The following is a 17,535-nucleotide window of genomic DNA, read 5'->3' as shown; positions in this document are numbered from 1 at the left end:
GCCTCGAGATCGGTCTGCGCGAGAATCTTGGGCAGAGCCATCCGCTGACCGCAAGAGCCGAAAGATAGCTGAGAATTAACTATCGGTGTCCGCATCTCCACCGGAAGCTGGTGAAGCCTCGCCGTACCGACTGTTTCGGCTCAGCCGTGCATCGGTCGGGTGGGGCCCGTTCCGCCGCCTCGGTCGAGTTGTTCTTGTTCCCAGGCGAGCAGATCGCTGAGCCGATACCGGCGGTACCGGCCCATCCGGGCGAAGCGCGGCCCGCGACCGGCGCTGGCCCACGACGCCAGCGTCTTCAGCGGGATCTTCAACCGTTGGGAGACTTCGAGTGAACTCAGCCAGACTTCGTCACCGGACATCGCGGGCCCGATCCGTCGACGTGGCGTCAGGGGCGATGCCCCCCGATTGGGAAGCGCGGTGCGGTGGGGGTTTTTGCGGCATGGGTAAGCACCTCTCTCGGATCCTTCCCTGCGCCAACGTACCCACCCTCCATTGAACACCAAGATCGGCGGCCACCGCCACGTCCCACTGGGGGGACGGCGCTGCACGGTTCCTGGGTCGCGGCGCGACAGTCGGTCTGTTGCGTTGCGGCACAACGACAATGGGCGGGCTGAGCGAGGTGGCGGTGTCGCTGTCATGGCGAGGGGAAGCGAGCTGCTCCGACTGGTTCCGGGCGGCTAGATCATTCGACGCGAAGATGAACGCCGCCGGAGGGGGCCAGCTGACAGTGGTACGTCCTCGCCTGGAATCCGTTGGCCCGAACACAGATAGGGCTGTGGTGATTGGCGGCCGGGCTGTGCTGGAAGGGCCGATGGGGAGCGGATGCATGGGTTACTCACTTTTGAGCCGGTCCGCGAGTCTTCCCCGACCTCCATGAAACCCTAAATCCCACATTTGCGCCACCTGATGTTGCGTCGGTGGACGGCTTTCACGTGTGCGCCAGCCATTCATGCTCGGTCGAACAACTGGAGAGCATGAGGTTGCCCGTCGACCGGAGCTGGCGCACGATGTGATCAAGGATGATCGCGGAACGAAGGTATCGGTTATCGGAGCCGAGAACGTCACGGTGAACTCGAAGACGCGGTCGCGTCCGGTAGGTGGGGTTCGGGACTGCGCTGAAAGTTCGAGTGCCACAGTCGCATCGAGGTGAAGGCACTTTGTCTGTATGCAGGATATGTTGAGGGGCAAGGGAAGTGCGCAGAACTGGAGCGAATTGACACGCTGGCGCTGGACCACGCTCTGCATCCGTTCGGGGCCCTGTGTGGTGGCGACCAATCCGCTTCTGCCTCATCGTCGCGGTGTTTAGCCGCTCGCGGCCCTGTGCCGAGGGATCGGAGGCCGTGCCCGGCTAGCTCGTTGGTGAGTTCCTCGGATAATCCAGCAGAGCCTGCCAGGCTGGTTTCCATGGGAAGAGTGGGATCTGGCTCGCGCCGTTCCCTGGCTCGTGGGGTTGCTTGGTCACCATGGTCACGCCCCATCCGGACAACTTTTCGATCGCGTCCTGGATTGCGGGAAAACTGAGGTGAGCTCGATTGGAGAACGGCACAGCAACGACGGGCAGCCCCTTGCCGACAGCCTCTACCAGCAGGCCGAGAACGAGGGTGTCGGAGATTCCAGCTGCCCATTTGGCCAACGAATTGGCGGTGATCGGTGCTGCGATCATGGCATCAGCGGGTGGGAGTACGTCAGGCGTGCCGGGTTCTTTGTATTGGCTACGCACGGGGTGTCCCGTCTTCGCGGCCAAGGCGTCGGCGTCGATGAATCGAAGGCCGTATGGAGATGCGATGACGCATACATCCCACCCATTCGCTTGGGCCAAGTCGACTAACGTGCTCACCTCGTGAGCGGCCGGAGATCCGGTGACGATGGCGTACAGGACGGGATTTCCCTCGTCGTTCATCGCTCCATCGTGTCAGCCTGCTCGCAATCGCGGCTGCGTGCGGGGTGGCTACGTTGGAAGGGCGCCGACCCGTTGTGCAAGGCGGCCCAAGTCGCCGGTGGTCGGGTCGCGGCGGGACCTACGTATCATGTGCCCGACCACCACGCGGACGATGTTCATGCATCGAACATGCTGCGGTGCAACATGTTCTGCCCGCGCAGGATCGTTGGCGGTTGGCGCTGCGACATGGGCCAACTCGAGCACCTGGTCGAGGGGCAGCGCATCTCCTGACTCACCGGGCTTCAGGGTCCTGGTTGACGTTCTACCCGATGGCCTCCTTGGGTTGCTCGTCTTTGCCGCGTGGACGTTTGTTGGGCCGGTAGGACGGGCCGTTCATGAACGCCTGGTGGCTGGTGTTGATCAACCGGTCCAGCAGGGACTCGACATCCGGAGTATGCGCCGAAGGATCCGGCGGATCGGCTCGAGTATCGGCCGGGTGATCAGGCGCAGTGTGATCTGTGGTTCCCGCCGACGCGGATCCTGCTGGGTGCTGGGCAGGTTGGGGCGCCGCCGGTGCTGGTGAAGTCCGGCTCGCGTCGGCTGCATACACTGCTGCCGTCTCAGCACGTCTGTTGGCCGGGCGAGGAGACTGTCGGTATGCCGATGGTGTTGCACTGCGCCGATCCACCGCTGGAAAGCCGACCTTGAGCAACAGGGTGATTCACGCGAGACGTGGGGGAGGATGTTGATGGATCTGAGCGCTCTGCGGGCGGCGCTGGAGATGCCGTTCATGGCTTTGGGCGACACGCACAAGATGATGACGCTCGAGTACGACAGGTTGGGGCTGACCGAGCCACCGCTGCAGCCTGAGGAGGAAGGGCGCTCCAAGGCGCAGCGGGCCAAGGCGTTATGGAAATCTCTGCGCGATGACGAACTCAAGTATCTCGCTGCGCAGCTGTTGGCCGACGGAACGCTGACCGCTGGGCAGCGGAACACGATCGAAGACATCCTGTGGGCCGATATCCCAGTGGCCAGCATTCCGAAACGGGTGCGACGCGAGATCGCCGCGGACCTAGTCCTCGAAGATCTGACCACGGTGGCCCGAGATCGGTTCGACGCGATGCTGGAACGGCTGTGGGACCTCGGCCCGACCGAACTGTTCGGGGAGATCTTCAGCGAGAGCCCGCGCTTCGGGGCGCCGACATTGCGGCAGCAGATCCGCCAGCATGTTCACCGCAACCCCGGGGACTGGACCGGCGAGGAGTTCTTCGACAAGCTCGGAGCCATTGACGCCTCGGACCGGAGATTCAACCTGTTCCTTGAGGCATTGGTGTCCCACCACGTGGTTCCCAAAGAGCCGGTGCAAAGGGCAACGGTCGAGGTCATCAACCGCCACCTGCGTGGAGAACGCCTCGAATTGCGGGAAATCGCGTCTAAGGATGGATATCCGGTCTTCGAGGTGATGTCGATCATCGATGGTCCGCAGTCGAAGCCGAAGAACATCATCTTCGCCTCCACGGCGAAGCCGGATCTGCGGCTGGTGAATGCGCTGGACAATCAGCTCGAACTCATGAACGAGGACGACGTCCTTGTCTACGACGAGCCGATACCGCGGCATGGGCTTCGCTGGAGCGATCTTCAATCCTGGTGGCAGCGCAACCATCCAGAGCAAGACGATGATCAGGCGAAACGACAGCTGTACAACAGGCTCCTGCGATGCCTGCCCGAGAACTCATCACCACAGGAGAACCTGTTCAAGTTGTACTACGAAATCCACCGCGAATCGGTCTACAACCTTCCTGCTCTCCTACCCGAGATTTGGCTGTACTGGGATCCGAAGACGGCGAAACAACGCGGACCGGACGCGCTCCTCAAATTCCGGATGGATTTCCTGCTCCTGCTGCCCGACCGCCGCATCGTCCTTGAGGTCGATGGTGCGAACCACTACACGGATTCCGCGGGCAGGCCGAGCCCGCAGGAGTACGCGAAGAACGCGAAAGCCGACCGAATCATGAAATTGAGCGGCTACGACGTATTCCGGTTCGGGGGTGCCGAATTATGCGAAGTTCAGCGAGCCGAAATCGAGCTCACCGCGTTCTTTCGGGAACTCTTTGCGAAGTACGAGGTTACGACCGAACCGTGAGTTAGAGGAAGGCGAAGTTCGGTTGATTGCCCGTTCGATCCCAATAGGTCGGACAACAACTGTTCACATCTCGGTCGACACGTTGATTCGAATTCGATAGGAGGCTTCAACCGCCTGCCTCGGCTACACCCGTCCGCGACCCGCTGCAACGGCGTAGCCTGCCGCCGCGACATCTGAAAGAGCCAGTCGGAACGCGGAGATGTCGAACAAGGGCCGGGGGTATGTGCGCTGGGCAACCTGGACCGTCTACAGCGCTTCCGCGCGGACTGCACTCGGCCCTGTCGCCGCCGAAGCGGGCAGGGTCGGACACTGCACTCGGCAATTCGGTTCGTAGGCCGGCGCACCGATCGGGCCGGAAGAAGATGCCATCGTCGGAGGAAAGCATCGCCGACTTGTTCGAGACCAGTTGGGCGGTTATTGGGCCTGAACAGCGATTCGGCGTACAGTCCGGACACGATCGTGGCGTCGTCTCGGGTCAGAAGCAGGGGGAACGGGTGTGTCCGCAACGCTGGTTGTTCATCTCGCAGTTGCGACGGGATGGCGATGACAACGACGACGACTCCCGTGAAGCTGATCGAGGACTCACTATCCGACATTTCCCGATATGTGCTGGTCCGGGAGGTTGCCGGTGCCTCCACTCATACAGCGATAGTCGCGGAGGGCCTCGAATTGCCTGCCGTTACCTTGGCGTTGGGGCGGTACCTGGTGGCAGCGCTGGCCGGAGTGATCGACCTGGACGCGAGTTTGTCGACTGAACTATTGGGGCAAGGGATAGACGCACGGATGGAGTTGGCGGCAACCGTATCGAGGTTGGTCGGCGACACCAATATCTTTGTGGATGCCGCTGCGGAGAAGTTTCGGGATACGCAGCGTAATGCATGGATAGCTGAGGGCGTTGCTCATGCGCTGTTGGTGGTCCGGGCGCTATATGATTCCGCACTCCTGGTAGGTCCGGTGCACGCGCTCAAGGCACAGCATAGTCGGCCCAGCCAGCAGGGGCTGGATCTGGTTGCCATCTATAGTGACAATGCAGAACTGATGGTTGCGATCGGGGAGAGTAAAGCCTCTCGCTCCGGTGGTAGCGCCCAGTTGACTGAAGCTGCAAGTATGTTTCGGCAAATCGACAACGATGAATACGGGCCCGAATTGCGATCAGAACTCTTGGCTCTCCGTAAATTCTTGAGCGGTGATCTGGTGAACCAGGTGACATCATCACTCTGGTTGGAAAAGAAGTGCTACGTACCGGTGATCGTTCATGAAAGAGAATTCGATGTTGTTGGTGATCGGCCGTCGCTCGGCGCTCTGAAACCGCCTCTGGCACGGCGTCGGCTGGTGGCGTTGCGGCTCGTCGATTTCCACGCGTTTTTCGACTCGATAGCTGACGCCATGCGCGCGGGAATATCCGAGGTTGTCCTCTAGTGTTCAACCGCGGAGTAGACGAGCTGCTACGAGCTCTGCCTCGATTGGGTGACCTCGACGCGGACCACATACGTCGGATGCTGACTCGTGCATGGCTTGAAGCTGTCGATCGTCGTGATCTAGGCGGTGACGGCGTCGGGGGTGCACAGCTGCTTGGTGATCTTCGCCGGCTGGCGACCGCGCTGGAGGTGCACTCCATCCTCTCGGACGAGACCGACGCTGGGACCCGGAGAGCATGTGCTTTCGTGGCGGCGGAGGCCCTCGAAGTGACGGGCGAAGTCGTGGCGTTGTCTCCCGAACCACCCCGGCCGTGGCTGTTCGGCACCAACGTGCGGTTCGAACGAGTCGAAGCAGGACTGCTTTATCTGATTGCAGGATTCGATGCGAACGCAGCATTGATAGGCACGGACATCGACCTTCAGTCTGGAGGGAACGAGCCCGCCTCCGAGCGCGCAATCTCTTCCTGGACTCTTGCTAGCATCCGCGCGCTGCTCTTGCTTGAGCTGCCTTCTGGCGAGGCTCAGCCTCCTCCTCCGTCTCCTGACCTGACACTACATTATCGCCTTCGGCATGCGATCCTGGCGCGACTCGGAGAAGCCGTCAGGTCACATCTGCGCTGGCTGATGTTCATCACTGAAGACGCGACTGCCGGAATCCGCAGCATCCGGGGACTTATCGCGGAGATGGAGCGCCGCGACGCGGGGACCAATGCTGGTGTTACCTACACGGATCTGCACCATCTCGCATTGTTGCTGGCCTCAGGACTAGAGGGCACGGCAGACCGCGCGTTGCGGATCGTGTCGCCACCACCTGACGACGACGGTCGATTCGTGCAATTTCAGCGCCACCGGTCATGGGACCGGCCCCTTCTGTGGCCTGCCGCAGCTGCATACGCGGAGGCTGCGTTGCCAGGACCCCACGCGCACGCCGTTGTGTCGGTACCGACAGGTGCTGGCAAATCCGCAGTCGCCGAACTTGCGATCGCACAGGCAGTACGCGACGGCTGGGTGCTCTACCTATCGCCGACGAACGCTCTCGCAGGGCAGATCCGGCGACAACTCAACGAGGTCGTCGGCGCGCTTCCAGGCGTGTCGGTGCGCGAATTCGTCGGGGGAATGGAGTACACAGACCTCGAAGACGAAGCCCTTGGTGTGGTCGGCGAGAGCCAGATCCTGGTGATGACCCCCGAGAAGTGCTCCCTCGCGCTTCGTCAGGACCCTGAAGCCTTCGAACGAATGACACTGTGTGTGGTCGACGAGGCCCACTCACTGGGTGAGTCGGGTCCGCGGGCGGTCGTAGCCGAACTGGTGGTGTCGGAAGTCCTGTTCCGGGCGCGACAGGCGCGCGTTCTGATGCTGTCGGCGCTATTGGCGAACCCAGCCGACATCGCCGACTGGCTTCGGGACACGACCGGCATCAATGCCCATGTTGTGGACACACCATGGCGGCCGACGCGAACCTTGCGGGCAATTGTCGGATTGGACGAGAACCGGTATCGAGCAGTCAGGCAAGAAGCCGTACTGGCGGCGCAGAATTTACCTGCGCATCGAAAGAACGTGCCGTTCGAAGCGCCGTTGGCATTGTTTGCAGGTTTGCAGGGAGCCTGGCAGACTTCAGAATCGGTCGATTTCGCTTTCGCACCAACCTCCGTACGAGTGCCGCTAAAATACCATCGCGACAACCAGGTTGATCTCTCTGGATACCTCAATCCGACCGTCCAAGCATTGGTGCAGAGCCTGGGCCAACAAGACCATCGAGTCCTTGCATTCCTACCTTCGAACAAACACTATTGTTTCCTCGCCGCCCGAGAGATGTCCGGATTCGCGGGGGATGAATCTGTCGAACTCACCGATGACATCAACGCACTGTTGGTGCTCGCCGAAGCGGAACTCGGCGGACCGACTGCCCTGCGACAGGCATTGATTAAACGCCTCGCCGTCCACACCAGCGCAATGTTGGCAGAAGAGCGCCGAGCAAGTGAACTCGCCTTCGAGCAAGGAATTGCGCGCACGATGTTCGCCACAGGAACCATGGCCCAAGGGCTCAACCTCCCCGCGACAGCAGTCGTCATCGGAGGCACGAAGATCGGATGGGACCGGACAGCGACCAGCCAGGAGGAGAAGCAACGAGCACGGGCCCAGCTGCTGAACGCGATAGGTCGCGCAGGACGAGCGAACGTCGCACCACGCTCGATGGCTATCGTGGTGCCAGACAAAGCGATCGCACTCGAGACGAGCACGCAGGTCGCCAGCACGGTCAATAGGGTGGAATTCCTTCGAGAGGAAGACGCTTCGACGGAGATAGCGAGCCAACTCCGTGGACTGATCGAGCATGCGATGAACCAGACCCTGGATGTCGACAGTATGACCAGGACCGAACAGACCGCCTTCGCGTTCTTGTCTTATGCCGCCGAAGGAAATACTGCCGAGGGAGTGCTTCGCCATAGCTGGGCCGTTCACAGTGCAGGCGCCACCGCGGTAGCGGCGCAGCTCGGCCGAACGCTCAACCACGTTGGCGGAGTTTTTCTCAACAGCAGATCAGCGCCCGCCTGGGTAGCCCTTGCCGCACACCGCTCCGGCATCGCACTACCCGACGCGGCAAGTCTGCACCGACTGCTCAGGCAGTACCTGATCGAAAACCCGCCCCCGCGCACTATCCAAGAGTGGGCGAGAACATTGCTGGTAGTGCTGTACAAGCTAGACATCGACGAACTCAAACGAATACTTCTGCCACGACCGTTCGAGTAAACAAATGTTGCACCTATCTGGTCGGACCAAGCCGCCGACCGGAGACCAGGCTGGGTAGCATTGAAATCGACTCTGGAGGCATGGTTCGAGGGAAAGCCGTTGATCGACGTCGCGCAACATACCGAGCGGAAAGATCCTCAAGGCAAATTCGAACGTGGGCTGCAGGACCCGTTGCCACGAACGCTGCGCGTTGTCACCGAAGGGTTCGGATTTGGTTTAGCCATCGTGGCCGGTGCCCTCGGCGCGATAGTGGCTGCTGGCCGTGAGAGCGAACCCGAGGCTATATGGGACCTTCCCGACGACAGCGCACGTATGCTCGCACTGCTACCGCTTGCGATCCGATATGGCGCTGGTACGCCAAGCACGATCGCCTGGATGCGAGCGGGGGCGAGACCTCGGGTTGTCGCCCACCTGTTGGATCGTCTCGTCGGTGCACCAATTGGCCTGGACGACAAGGCACTCCACACCTGGGCTCGCGTGCAGCTCAGAAACATCGCCACTCGACAAATCGAGCCAGCCACCACCGATGAGGAGCGCGCGTTAGTCAATGCGATGGTCGTCAGCGGCGCGGCCATCTGACCGGGCCAGCTCCTCGCGTGACGCTCGCTCAGTTCGATCCTATTGAACGTTCTGCGGTGCGGCCGCCGTCAGCAACCACTGCCTGGTGGCGTCGGTGTAGCGGCGAATGCTCTTCCAGCCCCGCGATGCTGGGTCTGCAGCATCCTGATCAGTCGCTGCCGGACCGACTGCGGCAGCGTGGTGAGCCGGTGTTTGGCCACGTCATGCTTGAAGTACTACAGCGGGACGCCGTCGGCCATCCAGAGCACAGCGGTTGCGGATACCGCCAGCGTTATGACACACACGACCATTCGCCATGTGCTCCCCTAGTCCTTGATCGCCCGACGGACGGTCTTCCGATTTCGGCCCACATCGTCGTCTCCCTGTGTATGGACTCCAGCGCTGTCGGCGCCATCTTACCGACCAGAGAGCACGGCGGTGGCCGTGTCCAAAACCGTTCGGACATCGAAAGTCTCGGAATGCAGGTCAGCGCACATCTAGAATCTTGTCTCGGACGGCTGGACACTCGCCGGACAGCACCGTTCACACCTACGGAGGGGGTAAGTGGCAACCGCAGTCGGCCGCTCAGCCGTCACTCACGATGATCTGGCTCTCGTGCGGAACTTTGAAGAGCTGGGGCGTCTGATCAGACGAGCTTTGGCTCACTCGGGCCTTTCGTACCGTGAAGTCGAGAAGACCGCGGACCGGATAACGCCGAGAGCGGTGGGCGGCACATCACGTTGAAGAAATCCGCCGTCGGAGACATGTGCTGGGGCGTGGGATCAGCGAGGATCGCATTTGTCTGCTGCTGTTCGCCTGTCAGATTCCGCGAGAACAGCTGCCCGAGTGGTGGGCGGCATTCCGGAGCGCGACCGGGCAGGCGGTCCATCCGATGTCGACGGTGTTCGGAAAGATTCCGGACGAACCCTGCACTACGTTGCTCGTACTCAGCTTCGCGAAATCCGGGAGGGGCTGAACCATGCGAAAGTCGTGACAATCGTGACGGGGATGCGTGGCGCCGGAAAGACACAACTAGTGGCCGCGTGTGCCCGAGAGGCGGTCGAGTCGCGCTCCGGAGTGGTGGCATGGGTGAATGCCGAAACGGTCGATACTCTGACTGGTGACTTCGCCGAAATGCCTATACGCCTGGGAATCTCGGAGGCCGGGTCCGACGCTGCGGCATCCGCAGGCCGTCTGCGCGATCACCTGTCCGCGCGTTCGAGCACTGGACTACTGGTCCTTGACAATGCCTCGAACGTCGATGATCTTCGGCCGTTCATCCCGTCCGGTGGTGGGATACCCGTAATCGTCACCACGACGAACCGCGCATTCTGCCTCCTGGGTGTGACCGTGGATGCTGCGAACGGGTTCACCCGAGCGGAGTCCGTCCGGTATTTGCGTGAGGCACCCGACATCGATGATCAGGCGGGCGCCGATCTACTGGCAGCAGAGCTAGGCGACCTGCCGCTGGCGTTATCTGCGGCCACTGCCACGATCAAGTCTCGGCACCTGGCGTACTCGCGCTACTTGGAACCACCCTCACGGCCGGTCGTGGTCCGGCGGTATCGGAACGAACTCACCGGGTTGCCTTTGACATTGGGCCGAGCGGAAATCTCTAGCGGACTGCGCGGGCCTCGGCACAGGTAAGACAGTTCACCCGTTTACTGCTGTTCGGATCGGCGACAAAGTCGTGGTCAAACAGCTTACGGTGACCCCTGTTGCGCTCGCACGCTCGGCAGTTCCGCCACCCATTCTTAAGTCTCGTATTCTCCGGCGTGAACTCGTGCCCGGCTGGACAAAACTGCGACACTGCATGTTTCGTCTCAAAACATTCGAGACAACGCCGTACAGTCGTCGGGTTGCTCCGGTCAATCACATACTGGTGCCCGTGTTTCGGGACGTGATCGACGTTGAGACGGCACAGCACACAATTGCGCCACCCCTTCGCGGTGTACTCGGTTGTCGATTCAGTGAACTCGTGACCATTGATGCAGTGCGTCGGGGGCGGGTTCAACTGGCGGCATGTGAGGCACCGCCTCTTCTTGACCGGGCCGTCCGGGTCCGGCACAAACGAATGCCCAAACTGCGGGATATGCGTCCGGTCCCAGATACATTGTTGGCAATACCGTTTGCCGTCACTGCCGATCTGCTTGTTCTCGGGGGTGTATTCGTGCCCAGCTGGGCAGAATTGCGGCGTTGACTCCTCTCGCTGTCGACAGACCAGGCAGCGGCGGCGCAGCTCGCTCAGGTTCTCGGGATCATCGACAAACGAGTGCCCATGCTTCTCAACGTGGTAGCGGTCAGTATTGCACTGATTGCACCGACGGTGCCCCTCCAAGCTGTAGTACGTGTTTTCCTCGTCGTAGGGGTGGCCCGCTGGGCAGGTGAGAATGACCGTCGCCGCGCGTCGAAGGTTCTCGCCAATGGTCACAGCCTCAAGATGGTTCGGGTTGCAGCACAACGGGACTCCACACAAGTGGTCAATTGTGAGGTTACGTGCCGACCCCTCGCCGTTTGCTAGCTCATAGGCGAGGCGGTGAACCTGCATGACTCGGCCCTTCCGCTTCTGGCCCGGCACCCGAATGTACATGCGGCCATATCCCAATTTGTTCTTGGAACCCGTCCAAACATGGCAGTCGTCGGTCAACGCATGAAAAGTCTTACCTCGTTCCGAGACGGGTTGAGGTACGAGCCCCTTCTTCAATTTCACCTCGGCAGAAGCCGAAACCCCGCTCATCACGCCGTGGCCATCGAGGTATGCCAGCGCGACTGCAACGCTTGCCGCAACCGTGAGCAATTCACCGCACCCACAGCCGCACTTGACTTTGTTCGGATCGCCGTATCGCCTCAACCGCCGGAGATGCGCCTGGCACAGCCCGTGCGCCGCGACGGGGCGCGGACACCCTTCGAGATCACACTGATGACCGCCGACTAAGAGCGTGTCTCACGTGGATCTGGGTCTGATCCTGTGATCATGTTGTGGTGGACGAACTTTCGCGGCGCCTGGTGCCGGATGAGTTGTGGGCGTTGACTGAACCGCTGATTCCGCGGTTCGAGGCGCGCCCGCAGGGTGGGGGTACCGCGCCGATGGATGATCGGGCGGTGTTCACCGCGATAGTGTTCGTGCTGACCAGCGGATGCGCTTGGCGGTATCTGCCACCGTCGTTCGGGGTCACGGTGCCCACCGCGCATCGCCGGTTCACGGCGTGGACCGAGGCCGGTCTGTGGCGGCGCCTGCATCGGGCGGTCCTCGACGAACTGGGCAGCCAAGGCTTGATCGACTGGTCACGCGCGGTCCTGGACGGGGCATCGGTCAGGGCGAAAAAGGGGATCCATGACCGGCCCGAACCCCGTCGACCGGGGCAAGGCCGGCTCGAAGATCCACGTGATGTCCGACCGTGCCGGCCTGCCGCTGTCGGTGGCGATATCGGCCGCCAACACCAACGACGCCGACGCGCTCAAACCTCTCGTCAAAGCCGTCCCCGCGATCAAGTCCCGACGCGGACCGCGGCGACGCAAACCCACCAAACTGCACGCCGACAAGGCATACGACCATGTCGAACTACGAAAATGGGTGCGAGACAGGGGAATTACCGTCCGCATCGCTCGCAAGGGCATCGAATCCAGCAAGAAACTCGGCCGCCACCGTTGGGTCATCGAACGGTCGATCGCCTGGCTGTTCGGCTACCACCGGCTCTCGATCCGATACGACCGCAAGGCCACCCACTACCTCGGCTTCCTCACCCTCGCCGCCACACTGACCTGCTACAAGAAACTCGCGAAAGCCGGGAAAACAGCGACGTGAGACACGCTCTAAGCCTTGCCTCACAGGTATATCCGTCGATGGCTTTACTATTTTGATCGAGGTCCCCGACTCGATATTGAACTTGCGCGCGTTGCATGTCCAATGAGCTGCACGACAGTTTTCCATCGTGTGAGGGCCACCCTTGGATAATGGGATTACATGGTCGATGACCGGGGAAAATGGTTCGTGCTTACCACCGAGAATTCGAGTTGTTCGCAAAGGCTCGGGGATCGTCGCACCGCACAAGTGACAGATCCAGCCGTCCCGCTCGAATACCTCTCGGGCGATGACAAGCTCTGTCTCAACGCCCCACTCCTTAGCGCGATTTACCATGTCACGAGCCCGGATAAGTTCCCGCTTGCGCCACTTGACGTGCTCCTCGCAGCGCCGCCGGCTCGGCCCGCGCCCCGACGGTCTCGGGTCGAACGTCACATCGCAGTCAGCACACTTGATGAGCATGAAACCTCCTCGTCCTATTGGACCACCAGCCCCTGACAAACTTGGCGTCGCGCAGGCCAACCCGGCTCATCCACTGGTTCACCCTGACACCGTGCCCGGTCTGTTGAAAGACCGAGGACTACGCCCGCGCGATCGATCACGCTGCCGGGGGACCGCGATGGTTGGATGATGCGTGGCGGCTGAATGTGCGGCTGCCGAATGTGTGGCGGAGACTTGTTGGTGGATCAGCGATGGGTGTGGTCGGAGGACGAACTGGACGGGTGGCGCTCTCAGGTGCTGGCTGATGATGCCGGGATCACGCTGGCACGCAAGGAGTTTGAGCGTTGCGGGTATGTCGCGGTGTCACGCTTGATCCCTGCTCGGCTGCGGTCGGTGGTCGCCTCAGAAGCTCTCCGGCTGGTAGAGCACGTGGGTGTCCGGCGTGATCTCGTTCTCGCCGCGACCGGATACACGCCGCGGTTGATGCGGAATGTGACTCGTGCCGATATCGCGTGCAACGGTTCGGTGATCGAGGCGATCTACGATTCCGCGACGACAACACAACTGCTGTCGGTCGTGGCTGGGGAACCAGTATTTCGGTGTCCGTACGAGCCCGAGCAGTTCGTGATCACCAGGCTGGAAGAAGCTGGTGATACGCATGGATGGCATTGGGACGATTACAGTTTCGCATTGGTGTGGGTGGCGGAGTGTCCACCGAACGAGGATGGCGGGTTCGTGGAGTGCATCCCGGATACGGTGTGGGACAAGGCGAAGCCAGCGGTGGCACAGCTCGTGCGGGATCGAGTGGTACATAAGTTGAGTGTCGGCGCGGGGGATGTGTACTTGATGCGGACGAACACCACGTTGCATCGGGTGTATCCGATCCGGCGTGGGCGACGCACGATTGTGAATATGGCGTTCGCGTCGGCGGGGGAGCTGAACGCGGCGGTGTCGCACGAGACGATGGACAGCCTGTGGTCGAGGCCAGGGGCCGAGTGGACGGGAGCTGACCGGTGCAACGCGTCGAATTGAGTTCTGTGGACGGTGTCCGGCTGGACTTCGCAATCCACGACTCCACAGTCGAGCCCTCACGGGGAGTGGTGCTGCTAGTGCACGGCATCACGGTCGATATGGACGAGGGCGGGGGCATGTTCGTCCGGTTGGCGCAGCAGCTGGTGTCGCAGGGGTTCGATGTCGTGCGGTTCTCCTTCCGAGGGCATGGTGCGAGTGGTGGAACTCAGCAGGGGGTGACGATCGCCGGTGAATGCCTGGATCTGCAGGCCGCGGTGACCGCGGTCCGCGAGCGATTCGCTGGGCAGCGAATGTCGATTGTGGCGGCGAGCTTTGGTGCCGTGTCGACGGCATTGTCGCTGTCGTGGCTCGACGATCTCTATCGGCTGGTGCTGTGGAATCCGGTGCTGGATCTGCGGCGCACGTTTCTGGTTCCGGAGTTGGCGTGGGGCGAGGAGAATTTCGGCGTTGTTGGGCAGAAACATCTGGCCGACAACGGTTTTCTGCTCGTCGACGGTGAGTTCCAGCTCGGCCGTGTCCTGTTCATCGAGTTCGCGCATTTCCAGCCGCTGGATGACTTCCATGCCGCAGACGTGCCGACGCTGATCGTGCACGGCGATCACGACACGGCAGTGTCGTATGACGTCGCTGCCCAGGCCGCGCGATCACGATCAGACACCACGCTGCACACGATTGCCGGGTCGGACCACGGATTCGACTCCCGGGCACGCGAAGACCAAGCGATCAGCACGACCGTCGAGTGGCTGCTCGAGCAGTCGATGTCGTGACGGGGGTGAAGCTTTCGCAGCTGTATGCGCCGATCCGACTCGGCGAATCCGTCATCGTAGGGGAACATTGCACGCTCGGGTATCCGAAGGAAGCCCGTATCCGGGAAGCGCAACGCGGACACCACACGATCGGTGAACCTGTTGTGATCGGAGACCGCAGCCTGTTGTTCAACCAGGTGGTAGTGAACGAAGGCACCACGCTGGGGGCGGACTGCGTGCTGGAGGATCGTTCCCGGATCGGCTACGGCTGCGTGATCGGTGACCGGACGAGAGTGGTGCATGGCGCATATGTGTGCGATCGAGTGCAGATCGGCGAGGATGCGTGTGTGGCGGGGTTTGTGTGCGATGCCACGGTTATCGGAAGTCGGTCGACCGTGATGGGTGACCTGGTGCACGAGTACACCCGTCCGGACCTGGGTTGGTGGGGTGTCGATGAGGAATCGCCGGTAATCGAGGAAGACTCCGTCGTCGGGTTCGGCGCGCGGGTGATCGGCGGGGTGCGGATCGGGCCTCGCAGCTATATCGCCGCAGGTGCCGTCGTCACCAAGGACGTCCCACCCGAACAGGTTGTGACCCACGTCGATAGGCACACCCCGATCGGCCAATGGACCGGCAGACGACTCGGACCGCTCATCGAACAGTGGAAGTCTCGATCCCGCTCGTGTTGATGAAGGCGGAGTCCTCGGTGTCGCTTCCGGCTTCTGTTTTGGGTCGTTGCGTAGCCAGGGGCGGATCGAAGGCGAGGGCGCGCAGTTGGGATGGGAACCGAGCTCGCAGGTCCGGCCGCGGGTGCGGAAGATACAACGCGGGTAGGAATTCGTCGACGGGGACGAGCGCCCGGGTGAGCCCGGAGGCCAACACGGTGATGAGACCTTGGCGGGTGAGCAGGTACGCGTAGCTGCAGTGGCTGTATCCAGGGCGGACGAAGCCTGGCGTTGGGGCCGGGCGGTCGGGTTCGAGGGGGTATCGGCCGAGGTAGAGCAGATCGAATGGCACGGCCTGTCGGTGGAGGCGGCGCAAGCCGGTGGTAAGGGTATCGGTGAAGTCGGTTTCGAAGACGGCATCATCCTCTAGCACAAGGGTGTAGGGCGCGTCGCCGTGTTCGGCGGCGTGGGCCCAGCACGCCAGATGAGCCAGGGTGCAGCCGATTTCGCCGTATTTGAGGGGTCGGTTCCACCATGGGTTGTCGGAGTCGGTCTGCCAGTCGAAGAGTTTGAATCCGCGGCCATATAGGTCGGTGACGGTGAGCTCGTTGCCGTCGAAGACGGTGTCCCAGTCCGAGGTGTAGGTCACGCGCAGGCTGGCTGGGAGTTGGGTTTGGATCCAGGCTCGCCGGTCGGATCGCCGCGGGAGGTTCACGATGTAGGTGGCGATGGAGTCTATTTCGATCACTGGGCGTGCCTGGGTGGATTGTCTTGGCAGGCAAAGCGTTTGGAGTTATCGACGACAACGTCGAAGTCCTCTCCAGCGGCTCGCGACAGCAGTAGGAGCGGCTCGATGACGGTGAAGTCGGCGACGTCGGTGATTCCGCCGACGCGGCGGGCTTCGGCGACCAGCACGAAGTCGTCGTCTCCGATTCGGTCGGTGAGGTAGCTGGCGTTCGGATGACCGCGCTCGGTGTCGAGCAGACAGCGGGCCGCGCCGAGGACACCGAGGGTGAGGCAGCCGCCGAGCAGGAAAACCGTGGTGCCTTGCAGGGTCAGTCTGGTGAATACGGCGAGGTCTTCGATCAGTTCACTATGGGCGGTCCAGCGTGGGCCAAGTGTGAGGTCACCGAGGGTTGGTAGGACGAGCGGGTCGTCCTCGCCGAGTGGATGTGGCTCGAAGTGAAATGGCAGCTGCGGCAGGAATTCTCGATATTTTGCATTCCATGGTGGGCCACCGATAACGATCAGTACGTCAGCGTGGGTGTCGTAGTGTTCCGAGGGCGCGAAGTCGCGGACCACGACTGTCGGTGCTAGTTGGGCTAGGCGGGTTCGAACGAAGATGAGCGTGTCCAGATCGGCGAACTTCGCATACCGCAAGTAGTTACGGTCGGCGGGCGAGGCGTAATCCGGGCGTTCGTCGGGCGGGATCTCCGAGCACACGATATCTACCCGGGCACCGGGGTCCAGATGCCAGAAGGCGCGAACCGCGTGAGCGGGGTCGCCACGCTCAACCTCCTTCGCTGACGACGCTCTGGATTGAGTCGGCGATTGAGGAACGAGATCGGCAGGCGAGGACAGCAGCAGGTAGGCCAGGGTGTCGAGGGCTCGGGCGGCGTGGCGGCGAATGGTCTTGGTAGCGCATTTCTGGCGGTTGGCGAGCGATTCTTGGCGGTCGGTGAGTGTCGTGAACCGGTGCTCGGGCAGCAGATTGAAATCGACTTGGGCATAGAGCCGTTCGTCGTCTGCGAGTCGGTCGATCGCGGCGCTGATCGTGTCGGCCAACACCGCGATTTGGGCAGCGGAGCCGGGTTCACAGTTATGCCCGCGGCTGAGGTAGGCGCGAACCGGCTCGTCGAGCGCGGTCAGCAGTGTCGTAGGCCGCGACAGTCCCGGCCCCTGGCGCAGTTTGATCAAGCACTCCTTCACGTGGTCGACCGAGGGCAGAGCACTATGCGCCATCTGTCCACGATATGTCCACAGCCAATGCCAACGACATCGACCATCTGGCCGCGACGATCTCCGCTGTCCAGAATCTGTCCACACCGAGGTACGAGTGACCAGAAATACGGCCTGTAGACGGGATGGCTCGGGGCGGGCAGG

General features: G+C 61.9%; 13 protein-coding genes and 2 pseudogenes. 8 read left to right on the top strand and 7 right to left on the bottom strand.

What is annotated here, in order from left to right; genetic code table 11:
* Positions 1 to 140: 140 nt before the first annotated feature.
* From ACQPZ2_RS30335 to ACQPZ2_RS30325, 3 genes and pseudogenes are all read right to left on the bottom strand, one after another.
* Positions 141 to 359, bottom strand: a complete 219-nt coding sequence (locus ACQPZ2_RS30335) for a helix-turn-helix domain-containing protein (RefSeq protein ID WP_433521586.1) — start codon at positions 357 to 359, stop codon at positions 141 to 143.
* Between the two features lie 989 nt (positions 360 to 1,348).
* Positions 1,349 to 1,900 (bottom strand): flavoprotein, encoded by a 552-nt coding sequence (locus ACQPZ2_RS30330; protein ID WP_433521585.1) that lies wholly within the window; start codon positions 1,898 to 1,900, stop codon positions 1,349 to 1,351.
* Between the two features lie 301 nt (positions 1,901 to 2,201).
* Positions 2,202 to 2,321, bottom strand: a pseudogene (locus ACQPZ2_RS30325) (hypothetical protein); the annotation flags it as partial.
* A gap of 306 nt (positions 2,322 to 2,627) precedes the next feature.
* Between ACQPZ2_RS30325 and ACQPZ2_RS30320 the strand changes: the two are divergent.
* From ACQPZ2_RS30320 to ACQPZ2_RS30305, 4 genes are all read left to right on the top strand, one after another.
* Entirely contained in the window at positions 2,628 to 4,022 is a 1,395-nt protein-coding gene (locus ACQPZ2_RS30320) for a hypothetical protein (RefSeq protein WP_433521584.1), read from the top strand.
* A gap of 564 nt (positions 4,023 to 4,586) precedes the next feature.
* Positions 4,587 to 5,441 (top strand): hypothetical protein, encoded by an 855-nt coding sequence (locus ACQPZ2_RS30315; RefSeq protein WP_433521583.1) that lies wholly within the window; start codon positions 4,587 to 4,589, stop codon positions 5,439 to 5,441.
* 77 nt (positions 5,442 to 5,518) lie between these two features.
* Entirely contained in the window at positions 5,519 to 8,188 is a 2,670-nt protein-coding gene (locus ACQPZ2_RS30310) for a DEAD/DEAH box helicase (RefSeq protein WP_433521582.1), read from the top strand.
* Between the two features lie 60 nt (positions 8,189 to 8,248).
* Positions 8,249 to 8,767, top strand: a complete 519-nt coding sequence (locus ACQPZ2_RS30305) for a hypothetical protein (RefSeq protein WP_433521581.1) — start codon at positions 8,249 to 8,251, stop codon at positions 8,765 to 8,767.
* 1,594 nt (positions 8,768 to 10,361) lie between these two features.
* On the opposite strand, the gene ACQPZ2_RS30300 is transcribed toward ACQPZ2_RS30305, so the two are convergent.
* The gene (locus ACQPZ2_RS30300) at positions 10,362 to 11,543 is read right to left on the bottom strand and encodes an HNH endonuclease signature motif containing protein (RefSeq protein ID WP_433521580.1); all 1,182 of its coding nucleotides are present in this window, start codon (positions 11,541 to 11,543) and stop codon (positions 10,362 to 10,364) included.
* Between the two features lie 182 nt (positions 11,544 to 11,725).
* Here ACQPZ2_RS30300 and ACQPZ2_RS30295 point away from each other — a divergent pair.
* Positions 11,726 to 12,551, top strand: a protein-coding gene (locus ACQPZ2_RS30295) for an IS5 family transposase (RefSeq protein WP_433520531.1) whose coding sequence is annotated in 2 segments (ribosomal slippage) — positions 11,726 to 12,073 and positions 12,075 to 12,551 — 825 coding nt in all. Because the reading frame shifts where the segments join, the coding sequence is not laid out codon by codon here.
* Between the two features lie 93 nt (positions 12,552 to 12,644).
* Here the strand turns inward: ACQPZ2_RS30295 and ACQPZ2_RS30290 are convergent.
* A pseudogene (locus ACQPZ2_RS30290) lies at positions 12,645 to 12,884 on the bottom strand (HNH endonuclease); the annotation flags it as partial.
* A gap of 345 nt (positions 12,885 to 13,229) precedes the next feature.
* Here ACQPZ2_RS30290 and ACQPZ2_RS30285 point away from each other — a divergent pair.
* From ACQPZ2_RS30285 to ACQPZ2_RS30275, 3 genes are read left to right on the top strand one after another with little or no spacing between them, the layout of a single operon-like run.
* On the top strand, positions 13,230 to 14,021 hold the full coding sequence (locus tag ACQPZ2_RS30285; RefSeq protein WP_433521579.1) for a HalD/BesD family halogenase: 792 nt from the start codon (positions 13,230 to 13,232) through the stop codon (positions 14,019 to 14,021).
* The gene (locus ACQPZ2_RS30280) at positions 14,003 to 14,788 is read left to right on the top strand and encodes an alpha/beta hydrolase family protein (RefSeq protein ID WP_433521578.1); all 786 of its coding nucleotides are present in this window, start codon (positions 14,003 to 14,005) and stop codon (positions 14,786 to 14,788) included. Before ACQPZ2_RS30285 ends, ACQPZ2_RS30280 begins: the two co-directional genes overlap by 19 nt.
* Before the next feature lie 5 nt (positions 14,789 to 14,793).
* Entirely contained in the window at positions 14,794 to 15,456 is a 663-nt protein-coding gene (locus ACQPZ2_RS30275) for a DapH/DapD/GlmU-related protein (RefSeq protein WP_433521577.1), read from the top strand.
* Here ACQPZ2_RS30275 and ACQPZ2_RS30270 read toward each other — a convergent pair.
* Positions 15,419 to 16,180, bottom strand: coding sequence for a glycosyltransferase family 25 protein (locus tag ACQPZ2_RS30270; RefSeq protein ID WP_433521576.1), 762 nt, complete (start codon positions 16,178 to 16,180; stop codon positions 15,419 to 15,421). The two genes, ACQPZ2_RS30275 and ACQPZ2_RS30270, sit on opposite strands and share 38 nt — an antisense overlap.
* On the bottom strand, positions 16,177 to 17,394 hold the full coding sequence (locus ACQPZ2_RS30265; RefSeq protein ID WP_433521575.1) for a hypothetical protein: 1,218 nt from the start codon (positions 17,392 to 17,394) through the stop codon (positions 16,177 to 16,179). The genes ACQPZ2_RS30270 and ACQPZ2_RS30265 overlap by 4 nt, the downstream gene beginning before the upstream one ends.
* Positions 17,395 to 17,535: the final 141 nt, after the last annotated feature.

It is taken from the genome of Nocardia pseudovaccinii, from assembly GCF_050942345.1.
Lineage (GTDB): Bacteria > Actinomycetota > Actinomycetes > Mycobacteriales > Mycobacteriaceae > Nocardia > Nocardia pseudovaccinii.
This window is presented reverse-complemented; position numbering and strand designations above follow the sequence as displayed.

Bases quoted from the DNA above. Each gene is read 5' to 3' on its own strand.
- ACQPZ2_RS30310 (WP_433521582.1), top strand. From the start codon at position 5,519: ATGCTGACTCGTGCATGGCTTGAAGCTGTCGATCGTCGTGATCTAGGC.
- ACQPZ2_RS30330 (WP_433521585.1), bottom strand. From the start codon at position 1,900: ATGAACGACGAGGGAAATCCCGTCCTGTACGCCATCGTCACCGGATCT.
- ACQPZ2_RS30335 (WP_433521586.1), bottom strand. From the start codon at position 359: ATGTCCGGTGACGAAGTCTGGCTGAGTTCACTCGAAGTCTCCCAACGG.
- ACQPZ2_RS30320 (WP_433521584.1), top strand. From the start codon at position 2,628: ATGGATCTGAGCGCTCTGCGGGCGGCGCTGGAGATGCCGTTCATGGCT.
- ACQPZ2_RS30265 (WP_433521575.1), bottom strand. From the start codon at position 17,394: ATGGCGCATAGTGCTCTGCCCTCGGTCGACCACGTGAAGGAGTGCTTG.